The following is a 13,924-nucleotide window of genomic DNA, read 5'->3' on the forward strand; positions in this document are numbered from 1 at the left end:
AGGTGTGCGGCCGGTCCGGCCGCACACCTCCACCCCCGGGAGGAACCCATGCGAACCCGTCCGCTGGGCCGGACCGGCATCCAGAGCGGCGTGTACACCCTGGGCACGATGATGTTCGGCCGGCACGGCAACCCCGACCCCGACGACTGCGTCCGCATCGTCCACCGCGCCCTCGATGCCGGCATCAACGTCATCGACACCGCCGACGTCCATGGCGGCGGTGGCTTGCGCGCGGGCAGGATCCGCGCGATCGGCCACTCCAACCTGCCCGCCTCCGACATCGTCGAAGCCCAGTGGGTGGCCGAACGGCGCGGGCTCGCCCGCTTCCGCTCCGAACAGCCGCACTACTCGATCCTCAACCGCGGGATCGAACGCGAGATCCTGCCGGTCTGCGCACGCTACGGGCTGGGCGTCCTGGTATGGAGCCCCCTGGCGATGGGCCTGCTCGCCGGTCGCTTCCGCAAGGGCAGCGCGGAAACGGCCTCGGCGGGGCGCCTGCACTGGGCGCGGCGGCACATGACCGACGAACGCAAGCTCGCTCTGGCGTTCGCGACCGCCCACCCCGCGGTCACCTCGGCGATCATCGGCCCACGGACACCCGACCAACTCGACGACCTGCTCGCCGGAGCGGACACGCTCCTCGACGACGACCTCCTCGACCGCATCGACGAGATCGTGCCGCCGGGCCCCGACGTCGGACCCGTCGACAATCGCCTACGTACCACCGGTGCTCGCACAGCCGCACCTCCGCCGCCGCCCCGCCGAAACCCGGGCGGCACGCCGCCGGTCGCCGCAGTGACGACGGCTTCGGCCTTCACGGTGCTTGCTTCCCGCAGACCGGGGCCGGGGATTCCGCGTCCGCCCGGGCGCCCCGGCGGGGTGCTGAATACAATCGGCTTCCATGTCGAACCCTGACGAACTGCTTGTGAACATCGCGGCCATGGTTGAGGCCGGGCAAAGCAATCAGATGTCGTTGACCGTGGTGGTCGGCGGAGCCGTCATCACCGGTCGCCTGGCCCCCGAAGCCGTGTGGCGGGAGCGCGTGTCGGAGGTCCTGAGCGACTCGGATCGCCTCGGTCCCTTCGCCGACGTCTTCGCGGTCGACCCGACCGCGAGCCGTCCCGACCGCGACTCCGCGCCCACGCGCCTGCACTTCCACCTTGCCCGGGTGGTGCAGGGCAGCATCGGGATCCCCGAAACGGGCGGAATGTATCGCGTCGCGATCCAGGACATCAGCGCCTGGACCGTGGGTGACGTCAGCTATTCCAACCAGTGACACACCCTGCCCGACACGTTTCGACCACGATCGGCCGGCGAGGCCGAAGGCGAGGACCCTGACCGAAGAGGGGCCCCTTCCGAACCGGTGAGGCCGCAGCGCGCCCCGAAAGTGCGGGCGGTACGCGCTTCGCGGCACGCCGGGGCGGTGAGGGGCCGTACCGAGCTACCGAAAGGCAATACGCCACCATCGCGCATGGAGTGCACCTCCACGGGAAGCGCCGAAGCATCCACCCGCGCGAAAGCGGTTGGCATCTCGTGCACATCCTGAGCGACACCGAGCGGCCGGCGAGGCCGGAGGAAGGGAAACCCCGACGGCTTCGCAGCCCGTCGGCCGCTCGGCCCGGCGACGATCGGAGACAGGAAATGGAACGGGACCCGGGGGACATGGCCACCCTGGCCCAACGACTGACCTCGGCAGCCGAAGAGTTGCTGCTTGTGGTCAAAGGGATGGACGACCTCGGCTGGTCGACCGACTCGTACAGCAGGTCCCACCTGCGAGACGTCGCGAGTTCTCTCAAGAGCAGCGCCGCACGGATAGCGGCCCGCCACCTTGATACCGATGCCCGGAGCAATGCCATCGGGCACACACCCTGACGGACGTCACGAGGTGGCACCGTGCCGCCGGCCCCTGATCGCGGCGGATCCGGAAGCAGCCCGCTCCCGGATCCGGTCTCCGCGCTCGTGCGGGCCCGGGCGCGGATCACCGCCGCGGTTCATGCCCCGTCCCGCAATGTCCTGCGCACGCGGCCGGCAGCCGGAAGCTTCGTGGCGCCCTCCCCGCCGGTTTCGCGGCCTCCTCGTGCGATCCGCCCGGCGCCAGGAAGTGCGTCAGGGCAGGTGGGTGATCTCGACCGTCAGCGGGCCGCTGATCTCGGTACGGCCCTCCTCGGTTTCGCACTGCGGGCTCGGCAGCGGGGAGAGGGTTCGCGTGGTGACCGTCGTGGCACCGGCGAAGCGCCCGGAGAGGATCTTCCCCCTGAAGACCGCCGTCCGCCCGCCGCCGGCCGGGATCTCGACGCCGCCCGACTCCTCGAGCGTGCTGCTCCCGCCGTCGTCCCAGGTGATGGTCGTGCTGCGGGTGCGGGTGCCGCCGGTGCAGCTCATGACCCCCGACATGGTGGACGTCACGCGGCCCGAAGCGGGCAGCGGGTCACCGAACGGCAGACAGGACGTCAACTCGCCGCTGCCTTCGGCCGTGACCTGGCGCAGCGTCGAGTTCAACCCCGGGGTGAACGTCTCGTTCAGGATCCCCGTACAGGTCTGCACAACGGGAACCGGCAACGCGTGCGTACCGAATTCGGTCGAACTCGCCGGGCCTGCGGCCATGAGCGTCGTCACGGCCGACAGGCCGGCCAGTCCCATACCGAGGAGTCGCGTGGGAGTCATGCAGAACCTCGCTGACGAACGTGGTTGAGGGAGGTGCGGCGAGGACGGAGGGCCTGCCCCACCGCTGCCGCCTTCGGATACGGGCACTCGGCCTTTGGCGCGGACCGACAGCCGCAGTCGGACAACGAGCAGGTCCGGCCTGCGGTTACGGGTACGGGAGGGGCCGGGGGCGGCAGTGGTGACGCGCTCCGTGAGTTCGGGCGGGGCGGGAGTGGGCGGCTTCGGCGATTACTTGCCGTCGGTGCACCGCGTGCCGGTAGCCGGCGGTTTGCCATCGATCGGGTCTGACTACCCGTCACCCCGCGCGGGGGGTCGGATGTGGTGGCGGCAGAATCCGGTGTCATGAATGGTGACAGGATGGATCCGCCGGGTGTTGTCGGTGCGCGCCGGGCGCTGTCGACCCGGGTTCTCGCGTTACCCGCGGCGCTTTTGTGCTTCGTGGCCGCGGTGGTGTGGTCATTGTGGTCGGCGTGGCATCTGCCGTCGTGGGATCGGCAGATGGACCTGCATGTGTACATCGGTGCGGTGCGTGCGGTGGGCGACGGGGTGCCGCTGTACGAGTACGTGGCGGAGAACGGTGATCCGTTCACGTATCCGCCGTTCGCGCTTGCGGTGTTCCAGCCGCTGGGGTGGATGTCCGAGCCGGTCGCGCGCCTGGTGTGGCTTGGTGCCACGCCGGTCGCGGTGGTCTCGATCGCGGCTGCGCTCACCACGCGGCGGGGAATCGTGGGACGGCGCCGCCAGGTGACGTTGACGCTCGTGGCGGCCGCGGTCCTGATGGTGTCGGCGCCGATCCAGAGCAATCTGCGGTTCGGCCAGGTCAGCGTGTTCCTGGTGCTGTTGGCGTTCGTGGACGCGCTCGATCTCACGCCACGTCCCGTGCGCGGGGTGCTGATCGGGGTGGCGTCGGCGATCAAGCTGACCCCACTGCTGTTCGTGCCCTACCTGTGGGTCACCGGCCGGCGCCGAGACGCGATGCGCGCGGGTGCGTCGTTCGCGGCGTGCACGGGGCTGGCCCACGTGATGTGGCCGGCCGCGTCGACGACGTTCTGGACCGACGCGATCTTCAGCACCTCACGCATCGGCAACCTGGCCGCGAACGGCAACCAGTCCCTCAACGGCGCGTTGATACGAGTCGGGGTGGTGCCCCCGGAACGCGCCGCGGCGTGGCTGGTGCTGTCGGCCCTGGTGTGTGCGGTGGCGTTGGTCGGTGCGCGTCAGTGCCACCGCGAGGGCCACACCGCGCGGGGCGTGGTCGTGGTGGGATGCGCAACGGTGGTGGCCTCGCCCGTGTCGTGGACGCACCACCAGGTGTGGCCGGTCCTGGCGGGCCTGCTGCTGATGGCGGGTCCGCGCCGGACTCGCATGGCGTGGGGCGTCGTGCTGTTGGTGGCCATGACCTTCAGTGTCGGCGGATGGCTCCCGGCCGGATTCGCCCGGGAGAACGTGCGGTTGCTCGCGGCGCTCGCGGTGTGCACCTGGGGCCTGGCGCCGCTGCGACACCGGGCCCCGGCGACGGTGGGGCTCCTGCCGGGTGTGCGATTGGTCGTTCGCCCGCGTACGGCCATGGCCTATGCGGGCGTCGTCGCGGTGGCGGCCGGTGCGGTGATGCTCCTCGTTCGGGAGTCGCCCGTCGCCGTACGATTCGAGACGCCCGACCATCGCGACGAGGCGTTGTGGGGGGCGCCGACGAACGGATGCGAAGGGTACACATCGACACTGCGGGCGGACGGTACGGTCGGCTACGCGTGTGAGAGCGCCGTGGACCCGGTCGGCGGACGACAACTCAACTTCGGTGGCGGGCGGGGCGGTTCGAGCGGGATGGTGACGATCCAAGGTCAAGTCGGCCCGGAGGTGGCACGCCTGGTCTTCGTCCCCGTCGAGGGCACAAAGGCCCTCGACGTCCCCCTCCTGCCCCAGCCCGGCCCCGGCAGTGCACCGCTGCGCGCCCCCGAACACGGCCGGCCCGAAATGATCACGTCCGGACCGATCGAGGACCGTCGCCTCCCGGGCGCACGAGGATTCTCCATAGCCGCCACCAGCACCGACCACGCCCTCCTCCTGGCCTACGGACGTGACGGCAGACTGATCTCGAGCGGCGGCGAAAAACTCCGCATGGGTTGAGCCGGTCGGTGAACCCGCCGGCCCCCGCTTCACCCGATGCCCTTATCGGAGGTGCACTCATGATCGAGCTCGAATCGCTGGACCCTTCCACGCCCTTTTCCCAGCAACTGCAGGACGACTCCGACGACGGCCCCGTAGTCATCGTCAACACGTTCGTCGCCCCGGACGGACGCCTCGCGGAGGTCCTCGAGGCGTGGCGTGTGGGCGCCGTCGTCATGCGGGCGCAGCCCGGATGCATCTCGGTGCAGCTGTACACGGACACCGACGCCGGCCACGTGATAATGAATGCGGCCGTGTGGGAATCCGTCGGCGCACTGGGCAACGCCTTCCGGCAGGAGGCTTTCCAAGCCGGTCTGGCGGCGTATCCGGACGGCACTGTGGCCTACCCGCACCTGGTCCGACCGATCGCGGTGCCGGGACTTTGCCTGGGCGTGCCGGTAACGGTTGCGCAGTCGGCCGAGGCGGTGCCGGGAGGAACCACCGGTGCGACGGACGACGGCTTGGATTTCGCCGAGTTCGACGCACGCCGGCCCTTCTTCGCGCAGCTCGGGGCGGATACCGGTCCCTGTGTGCTTCTCGACGTGCTGGTTTCGCCGGAGGGAGGCGAGCAGACTGTTCTGGCGGGCTGGACGGCTCATGCCGCGTACCTGAAGACGCGCCCCGGATTCATCTCCACCCGGATGCACCAAGGCACGTCGGGTAGCCGGGTGTTCGTTAACCTGGCGGTGTGGGAATCCGCTCAGGCGCTGAGCGATGCAGTCACCGCACCCGAGTTCGCCGCGCTCGCGGTGAACTACCCGAAGGGCACCACCTGTCTGCGCCGACTCGTCAAGCCGGCGGCCGTCGCGGGAGTCTGCGTCGCCTGAGCCCGGGCACCGCGGGCAAGTGCGGGTTGTACGAGGAACGGGCACGAAGCGGCGCGGCCGGAAAGTCCCGGTCGCGCCACTTCGGGCTTGCTCTTGAAGTACTCGGAGTCGAGCTTCCGGCCCGGATCGGCGTTCGTGCCATGTCGGCGGGAACCACGAGGCACGTCACCGGCGTGCGGTCGGCCGGGAGGTACGCGGCGATATCCTCGCCGGCGGGGCGGTTGCGGTGCATACCGGCCGCCCCGGGCCGGGCCGTGACGTCGAGCCCGCGCCACCGAGAGCGGCACCGTGCCGGGCGACGTCGTCTCACGCGGCTCCCCACGCCGCTCGCACGTGTGTTCCGAGCCGTCCTCGCGAGTCCGGAACTCCCCGCGGACCATGCACTCGGCGCCGGTGTGGCGGTGGCTTCGTTCGGACACGGACACGGGGGATGGCCGAGCCGAGTCGCGGAAGGCGGGCAGGGACGCGGATCCGGCCGGTGCGGGTCAGCCGTGGGTGGAGCGGCAGATGCGGGCTTCGGGGGCGTTGTCCTTCCGGCCGCTGAACCGAGAGCCGAAGTCGCAGACGGCCCACGGGTCGACGGCGCCCGCCCCGGACGTGCTGCGGTCGGGTTGACCGCGTCGGCCCGATGTCCCGGAAGTGGCGGAATGGTCGGTCCGGTCCGACGCGCCGGATCCACGCGACGACGAGGAGGACGCGGTTGGTCGGGTGTCGGCGGACGGGCCCGCTCTGTGCGGGTCGGGAGGTACGGTCCCGGCCGGAGTCGCCGGATCGGTCGCGCCGAGGGGAGTCGGTGTGGACGGCCAGGCGCCACCTGCCCCGGCCCCGGCGCCTGCTCCGACGCCGGGAACAGGCATGCTGTTCGCGGCCAAGGCGGGATCGAGGGCTCGGGTGGGAGTGGTGGCCGGCGCGGTGTCGCAGGCGGCCACGAGCAGGAGCAGGAGGGCCGCTGCGGCAGCCGGTCGAGTGATGTGCACGCGTTCCTCCGGGAGCATGAGGTCGGTCGGTCCTGTCGGGGCTAACGCCCGCATGCTCCGAGGGTTACTCGGGGATTCCGGTGGATTCCGGTGGGTTCCGGCGATTTCGGCCCCCCGGTTCGGGCGCCTTCCGGCGCCGTTGCCGCCGCGATCCGGCGACCGGTCCGTTGCCGAGGCGTCGGCCGCTCGTTGAACGGATATCGCGATCCGGCGAGCGCTTACCAGATTGCACGGAAACCGGGTGCCGGAATCACTCGATCGAAGGACAGCAAGGAACCGACCGTGGTCGAGAAGATGATCCTGTTGCGGGGTCGGGTTCCCATTCGTTCCGGGATCGGTCCGGCCACCTGCGCTTCATCGGCCTGTCGCTGACGACATCCGCCTCCACCCGCACCGTCCGAGACCTCGGGAGAACCGTTGACCACCCACGCCTCCGACGTCCCGGCCACGCCGGTGTTCGTCATCGAGTACCCCGCGGAGGGGGCCGCGACCGTGGACGGCACGCCCGTCTACGTTCCCGAGGGAGCGGAAGCCCGGCATGCCGCCATCGACGAGGTCCGCTTCACGGCGTCCCTCCTGGACCGGCCCGTGCGCGCGATCGACGTCGACCCGAACGGCACGCGCTATCCCCTGCTCGTCGACCCCGACGGGACGCTCACGTTTTTGGCCGAGCCCCATCCCGATCCCGATCCCGACCCGGACGTCCCCGACAGGGAGGTACACACCCCGTCAAGCGAGGAGGGCGCGGCATCGACCACACCGACCACACCGACCGACGACCACGACAGTGCCTTCGGCGAGTGGTGGGCCCGCATCGACGAGGAGCACCCACCGGGGCAGGCCACCGACGGGCACGTCGGGGACGAGCACGGCCCACACGAGACACCGGACCCGCCCGAAGCCGCCCAGCCGCCCGCCGAGGGCGCGCCGTCGACCACGCCCGCGCGCCCCGATCGCGCGCGGCGGCGTGCGTCCCGTTCCGGCCCGCGCGTCACGCCGGTCGCGATCGGCCTCGCGGTCGCGGCGGCGGTCACGGTCGTCGCGGTCCTCGTATGGCCCGACGACGAGTCCGCGGGTTCCCGAACGAGCACGGCCTCACGTGCCGAACCCGCCGCGGTCGCCGCTCCGGCCGGCTGGCGTGGAACATCCGCCTGGTCGCGGTCGATCGCGCCGCCGGGAGCCGGCCGGCCGAGCGTGGCAGCACTCGGGAGTGTCCTTGCCATCCTCACGCCGGACCGTCGTGTCGCCCTCCTGGATCCGCACGACGGGCGGATCGATTGGGCCGGCGAGCCGCTGCCGGCGGGCAACCTCGCGCTGCACGCGACCGGCGACACGGCCGCGCCGGTACTCGTCGCCGAGACCGAGGGCGGGCTCCTGGTGTGGCCCCCACTCCGCGCTCCCCGACCCGCGCGCCCACCCACCGCCGTCCGGTTCGCGCCCGGCGCCCACATCAGCTACGCCGGGACCCTCCCGCTGGTGACCGGACCAAACGGATCGGCCGCGGCGCTGCGCGGCGAAGCCCTCGTCCCGGTGCGGTTGTCTCCCGGGACCGTGGCGATGGCGGCCGACACGGCGCACGTCCTCGCGGGACGCGCGGTCGGCCCCTGGGAGTTGCTCGGCTTCGACGGGCGGACACGTGTGGTGACTCCACTACCGCCGCGCCCCGGCGCACGCATACTGCGCATGGCCGGCGGCGGGCAAGGAGTGGTCGCCGTCGTATGGTCCGGGCCCGGGGACGGCAGCGAAACACTCGCCGTGCACGACGCCTCCTCCGGCCGGGTACTGGCCGGCGCCGACGCCCCCATCGGATCCTTGTCGAGTGCCTGGATCCACCCGAGCGGCGATCCCCTCGCGGCCTTGGGACCGGTCGTCGTCGACCTCGCCGAGGGCCGCGCGTCGGTCACCCCCGGCGTGGTCGCCCGCTCCGTCGCCGGCGGACGGGTGTACGGCACGCGCGACCTTCACCCTGTCGCGTTGACGGTGACCGGCGTCGTCACGGTGCCGGACGGCGCCGCCATCCCCTGGGGCGTCAGCGCCGGCCGCGCGATCCTGCTCACCGGCGACGGAGACCGAGCGGTCGTACATGCGGTGGACCCGGCCCCGTGATCGGAGCGGCGACCACGCCCGGGGTGACCGACACGCGCCCGGTACTACGGTGTGGACATCCGACGGACGCCCGCACCCGGCCCGGGGGCGGGCGGCACCGTCCGTTCCGGCCGACGCCGTGGTGGTGCCGGGGCGCAGCGGCCGGGCCGCAGGCGGTCGTGCCCACCACATCGCCCGAACCGGCGACGGCCGGATCGCGTCCGACCTGCGTCGCGGATTGTTCGGGGCGATAGCGATGCGGACGAATCGGCGGGGCGCGGGACGGGCCGTGGCCCACCCCGCGCCACCCGGGACGGGCCGGGCGAAGTCGCAGTCGGGTCAGTGTGCGGGTCTGGGGCCTGCGGCGCGGCGGAGTCGGTTGGCGATGGCGAGTCCGAGGCCGTTTTCCGCCGGCAGGGAGGCGACGACGAGGTCGCATTCGAGGCGGTCGAATTCGCGCAGCATCGCGTACAGTTCGCGCGCGTAGGCGATGAGCGATTCGGGGACGGCCGTCACGGCGTGCGCTTTCACCGGGGTGTCCGCGTAGGCGGTGGGGAGCAGGACGCCCACCCGTCGGCCCGACTCCTGGGCGAGTTCCGCTTCGGGGACGACCCGTTCGGGATCGACGAGCACCACGTGCGCGCGAGGCGCGTAGTGCGAGGGGTGTCGGCCCGGCACCGGGACGCGACCGGTCGCGTCGACCGCGAGCGAGTAGCCCAGCACGGCTTCGAGATCCTCGCGCGTGACACCGCCGGGGCGCAGGATGCTCGGGACGTCGCCCGTGGCGTCGACGATGGTGGACTCGACGCCGACGTCGCAGGGGCCGCCGTCCAGGACGAAGTCGACGGCGTCGCCGAGTTCGGCGCGGACGTGATCCGCCGTCGTGGGACTGACCGAGCCGAAGCGGTTGGCGGACGGGGCCGCGATTCCGCCGCCGAAGGCCGAGAGAAGCGCCAGCGCGACGGGATGGTCGGGCACGCGTACGGCCACGGTCTCCAGGCCGCCGGTCGCCTCCGGGGATACCCGCCGACCCCGGCGCAGCACCAGCGTGAGCGGCCCGGGCCAGAAGTGTTCGGCCAACAGGCGGGCTGTCTCGGGCACTTCGGCGACCCAGTCGGCCAACCGTTCCGCACCGGCGAGGTGGACGATCAGCGGATGGTCGGGCGGGCGGCCCTTGGCGGTGAAGATGCGCGCGACGGCGGCGGGGTTCTCGGCGTCGGCGCCCAGACCGTACACCGTCTCGGTCGGGAGGGCGACCAGGCCCCCGTCGCGCAGCACGGCGACGGCCTTCGCGATCTCATCGGTTCTCGTCTTCGTCACGCCGACCATCGTCCCACCGTCACGGGCACGACATCCGCGGCAGGGCACGCGAGCCGTGCGCGCAGGCGCCGCACGAACGGCGGAAGCCCCCTTCCCCTTCCACCGCGGTCGGCGGTGGCCCGGGTTGCCGTCGTCCTCGGCGCCGTCCTCCCGCCCATGGGGGCTTGCCGTGGGGTGGGAACGGCCATGATGCCCAGCCCTCGCTTCCGGGGGTCCGACCCAGGCCGGCCCGAGCGGTATTCCACGGCGTCCTGCTTCCCGGCCTCCCGGTCGCAGCGGTCGGGCGCTCGCGGCGACGCTCCGAACCGGGGAAGCGAAATGTTAGGGTGCGGACGACTGACGTCTCGTGTCGAGGAGTTGCAGACGTGGCGGGTGAAGACGACATCTCCGGGTGAGAACCGGATGTGACGGCCTGCGGCCGGCGCCTCGAGGTGCCGCCGATGTGGCCGGCTTCGTCGTGCCCCGTTTACCACGTCTGCCGAAGGCGGAGTCCAGGCTCTCCCCTTCCCGTCTCCGAGGTCGGTCTCGTGCCCCAACCCGCCCTGCTCGCCCACGACATCGTTCGCTCCCCGGGCGGCCGACGTGTCCTGGACGGTGTCTCCCTCACCGCCTCCCCCGGCCACCGCATCGGCCTGATCGGGGAGAACGGCGTCGGCAAGTCCACTCTGCTGCGCGTACTCGCCGGTGTGGACGAAGCCGACTCGGGAAGCGTCACCCGCCCCGACGACCTCGGCTTCCTCCCGCAGGAGATGCCGTTCGACGCCGACTCCACCGTGGCCGCCGTCCTGGACGAGGCCCTGCGCGAGGCCCGCGCGGACCTCGCGGAGTTGGATCGGCTGGGTGCGGAACTGGCCCGCGTCCAAGAGGACGATCCGGGCCACCGCGCGCTCCTCGACGCGTACGGCAAAAGACTGGAGCAGGCCCAGGACCGCGAGTCCTGGGATGCCGATCGCCGGGCCGCGCTGATGCTGGCGGGCCTGGGCCTCGGCACGTTGGAGCACGACCGCACGCTCGGCTCCCTCTCCGGCGGACAGCGCGGCCGGCTGGCACTGGCCGCGTTGCTCGTACGGCGGCCGTCCGCGCTGTTGTTGGACGAGCCGACCAACCACCTCGACGACGACGCCGCCGCGTTCCTGGAGGAACAGGTACGCGGCCTGCCCGGCGTCGTGGTGATCGCCGCCCACGACCGGGCGTTCCTGGACGCCGTCTGCACCGACCTGATCGACCTCGACCCGGCGCCCGGCGGCCCGGTCCGCTACGGCGGCAACTACACCGCCTATCTGGCCGAGAAGCACGCCGAACGGGAGCGCTGGGAACGGCGATACGCCGAGGAGCGGGAGGAACTGGCGGAGCTGCGTCGCTCGGCGGGCGTGACCGCGCACCGACTGGCGCCGGACCGGGGGCCCACCGACAACGAGAAGATGGGCTACGGCCACCGCGCGGGCCGGGTACAGAACCAGATCTCCCGCCGCGTGCGCAATGCCACCCGGCGGCTGGAGGAACTGGAGCGCAACCGGGTCGCCGCGCCGCCGCGCCCCCTGCGCTTCGCCGCCGCGGACCTCACGACACAGGCGGAGGAGAGCCCGCAACCGCTGGTGTCCCTGCGCGCCGCCCGGGTGCCGGGCCGGCTCGCCCCGATCGACCTGGACGTGTCCGCCACCGAGCGGCTGCTGGTCACCGGCGGCAACGGGGCCGGCAAGTCCACGCTGCTCGCCGTACTCGCCGGGCACCTCACGGCCGACGGCGACGTACGTCGGCGGTCCCGGCTGACGGTGGGACTGCTCACCCAGGACACCGTGTTCGAACGGCCCGAGCGCACAGTCCGCGACACCTACCGGCTGTCGCTGGGTGCGGCGCGGGCCGAAAGGGTGCCGCTGGGCACACTCGGCCTGATGCGGAGATCGGACCTGGACAAGCCCGTCGGCGACCTGTCCGTGGGACAACGCCGCCGACTCGCGCTGGCCCTCCTGGTGGCCCGCCCGCCCCAACTGCTGCTGCTCGACGAACCCACCAACCACCTCTCCCCGCGCCTGTGCGACGAGTTGGAGGCGGCTCTGGGCAGCGGACCGGGCGCCGTCGTGGTCGCCGGCCACGATCGCTGGTTGCGCCGACGATGGCGGGGCCGCGAGATCCGGCTGGAGCCGGGACACGACGCGCGTGCGCCGGCGGCACCGGCCGGTGCCGAGACGGGGACGACGCTCGCACCCGGCGGCGGGCCGGGTGCCCGCCGGGACCGGACGGCGTGAGCGGCCGATTCAGCCCTGCTTGTCGGCATCCGACCGAGGCGTTCGGCAATCGGAAACCGGAGGTCGTGGCTCATCGACGGGCCGTCCGGGTGTGGTGCGCAGGCCCGGCGTCGTGGCGCTTTTCGTGGCGGGCTCGGGCGAGGTGGTCGGGATAGAGAGCCCTGAACAGCGCGGTGTACACGCCCGCGCCGACGAGGGGTCCGACGAAGGCGGAGATGTCGGCGCCGCCGAGCAGCTCGGTGATCGGTCCCTGGAACATCGTGGAGTTCAGGCACAGGAGCGCGGCGGCGCTACCCAGGGTCTGCGCGGCCAGGCCCGCGCCGTTGACGCCGCGGTGGTACCAGTAGGCGCTCGTGGGGGTTTCGTCGTGCAGGCCGGGCCCGGGGTAGTGGTTGCGGCGCAGGATGAGGTCGGCGACGCTGATGGCGAGTCCGGGCCCGAGGATGACGACGGTGAGTTCGAGGATGTTGTCGAGGGCGTCGAGGAAGTCGGTGACGAACAGGGCGTAGGCGGTGATGGCGGTGGCGGCGATGCCGTCGAGCAGGACGGCGGTCCATTGGCCGACGCGGATGCCGGTGGCCTGGAGTGCGAGGGCGCTGCTGTAGGTGGTGAGGATGTTGTTGGCGACGGAGCCGACGACGATGGCGAGCAGGAACAGCGGGTAGAACCAGCCCGGGACGATGTCCTTCAGGGAGACCTGGGGGTCGGTCATGTCCACGGCGGTGCCGGCGAGTACGCCGACGGCGCCCAGGGCGACGGAGGGCAGGAATCCGCCGAGGGTGGTCCAGGCGGCGACCGCGCGGCGCGAGGTGTGGGCGGGCAGGTATCGGGCGTAGTCGGCGCCGGTGCCCCAGGACAGGGGGCCGGAGGCGATGATCGCGAATCCCATCAGGGCGGCGACGAGCAGGTCCGAGCCGTGCGGAGCGTCGGCGGGCCGGTGGCCGGGCCGGGCGTGGATGACGACGAAGACGGCCAACATCACCAGCACCGCGGTCAGTACGCCGGTGAACAGCGGGCCGAGGCGCACGATCGTGGCATGGCCGTAGACGCTGATCAGCAGCGTGGCGAGCGCGAGCACGCCGACGATGGCGGCCTCGGTGGCGGTGTCGACGGGTATGCCGGCGTGGTCGAGGAGGGCGTGTCCGGCGAGGGAGCCCATGGCGAGGTTGATGGCGGCGTAGGCCACGCACACCGACCAGTTCGCGATCAGGGTGGCGACACGGTTGCCGCGGATGCCGTAGGTGGCGCGGGTGAGGATGCTGCTGGGGGTGCCGGAGGCGGGTCCACTGACGGCGAGGATGCCGTTGAACGCCCAGAACAGGTTGCCGAGCAGGACGATCGCCAGGCCCTGCCGGGTGTTCAGGCCCAGCAGGACCAGGGAGCCGCCCAGGACGATGGGCAGGTAGTTGATGCTCGCGCCGGCCCAGACGAAGAACAACTCGCGGGGGTGGCCGTGGCGTTCGTCGTCGGGGATGTGGTCGATGCCGCGTGTCTCGATGTGCCCGGCGACGCCGTGCGCTGCCGGCGCGAGCGCGTCGTCGACGGGGTCCGGGGCTTGGGCGGCTCCGGCGGGTTCGGCGGTGGTCAATGGGCCCTCCGGGGCTGGGCGGCGGGCCGGCGCCCGCGGGGTCTCGGGCGCCGG

8 protein-coding genes and 1 pseudogene are annotated in these 13,924 nt (G+C 72.2%); 6 read left to right on the forward strand and 3 right to left on the reverse strand.

The window, feature by feature from the left end; genetic code table 11:
• Nucleotides 1–48 precede the first annotated feature (48 nt).
• Together B4N89_RS36940 and B4N89_RS36945 are read left to right on the forward strand one after the other, a co-directional pair.
• Nucleotides 49–799: pseudogene (locus B4N89_RS36940) on the forward strand (aldo/keto reductase).
• 102 nt (nt 800–901) lie between these two features.
• Entirely contained in the window at nt 902–1,276 is a 375-nt protein-coding gene (locus B4N89_RS36945) for a hypothetical protein (protein WP_078980943.1), read from the forward strand.
• 830 nt (nt 1,277–2,106) lie between these two features.
• Here the strand turns inward: B4N89_RS36945 and B4N89_RS36955 are convergent.
• Nucleotides 2,107–2,664, reverse strand: coding sequence for a hypothetical protein (locus B4N89_RS36955; RefSeq protein ID WP_143658217.1), 558 nt, complete (start codon nt 2,662–2,664; stop codon nt 2,107–2,109).
• A gap of 498 nt (nt 2,665–3,162) precedes the next feature.
• Between B4N89_RS36955 and B4N89_RS36960 the strand changes: the two genes are divergently transcribed.
• The 3 genes from B4N89_RS36960 (at nt 3,163) to B4N89_RS36975 (ending at nt 8,737) form a co-directional block, all read left to right on the forward strand.
• Entirely contained in the window at nt 3,163–4,788 is a 1,626-nt protein-coding gene (locus tag B4N89_RS36960) for a glycosyltransferase 87 family protein (protein WP_235619162.1), read from the forward strand.
• A gap of 59 nt (nt 4,789–4,847) precedes the next feature.
• Complete coding sequence (locus tag B4N89_RS36965) at nt 4,848–5,654, forward strand: antibiotic biosynthesis monooxygenase family protein (protein WP_078980947.1); 807 nt, start codon at nt 4,848–4,850, stop codon at nt 5,652–5,654.
• Between the two features lie 1,394 nt (nt 5,655–7,048).
• On the forward strand, nt 7,049–8,737 hold the full coding sequence (locus tag B4N89_RS36975) for a hypothetical protein (protein WP_078980949.1): 1,689 nt from the start codon (nt 7,049–7,051) through the stop codon (nt 8,735–8,737).
• Between the two features lie 318 nt (nt 8,738–9,055).
• On the opposite strand, the gene B4N89_RS36980 is transcribed toward B4N89_RS36975, so the two are convergent.
• Nucleotides 9,056–10,036: an L-threonylcarbamoyladenylate synthase gene (locus tag B4N89_RS36980; RefSeq protein WP_235619163.1), complete on the reverse strand. Its 981-nt coding sequence runs from the start codon at nt 10,034–10,036 to the stop codon at nt 9,056–9,058.
• A gap of 527 nt (nt 10,037–10,563) precedes the next feature.
• On the opposite strand from B4N89_RS36980, the gene B4N89_RS36985 reads away from it, so the two are divergent.
• On the forward strand, nt 10,564–12,282 hold the full coding sequence (locus tag B4N89_RS36985; protein ID WP_078980951.1) for an ABC-F family ATP-binding cassette domain-containing protein: 1,719 nt from the start codon (nt 10,564–10,566) through the stop codon (nt 12,280–12,282).
• Between the two features lie 70 nt (nt 12,283–12,352).
• On the opposite strand, the gene B4N89_RS36990 is transcribed toward B4N89_RS36985, so the two are convergent.
• On the reverse strand, nt 12,353–13,870 hold the full coding sequence (locus B4N89_RS36990; protein WP_078980952.1) for a purine-cytosine permease family protein: 1,518 nt from the start codon (nt 13,868–13,870) through the stop codon (nt 12,353–12,355).
• Nucleotides 13,871–13,924: the final 54 nt, after the last annotated feature.

Source organism: Embleya scabrispora (genome assembly GCF_002024165.1).
Taxonomy (GTDB): domain Bacteria; phylum Actinomycetota; class Actinomycetes; order Streptomycetales; family Streptomycetaceae; genus Embleya; species Embleya scabrispora_A.

What these genes read in the sequence shown, in the direction of transcription:
- B4N89_RS36945 (WP_078980943.1), top strand. Translation starts at nt 902, where the DNA reads ATGTCGAACCCTGACGAACTGCTTGTGAACATCGCGGCCATGGTTGAG.
- B4N89_RS36955 (WP_143658217.1), bottom strand. Translation starts at nt 2,664, where the DNA reads ATGACTCCCACGCGACTCCTCGGTATGGGACTGGCCGGCCTGTCGGCC.
- B4N89_RS36960 (WP_235619162.1), top strand. Translation starts at nt 3,163, where the DNA reads ATGGACCTGCATGTGTACATCGGTGCGGTGCGTGCGGTGGGCGACGGG.
- B4N89_RS36965 (WP_078980947.1), top strand. Translation starts at nt 4,848, where the DNA reads ATGATCGAGCTCGAATCGCTGGACCCTTCCACGCCCTTTTCCCAGCAA.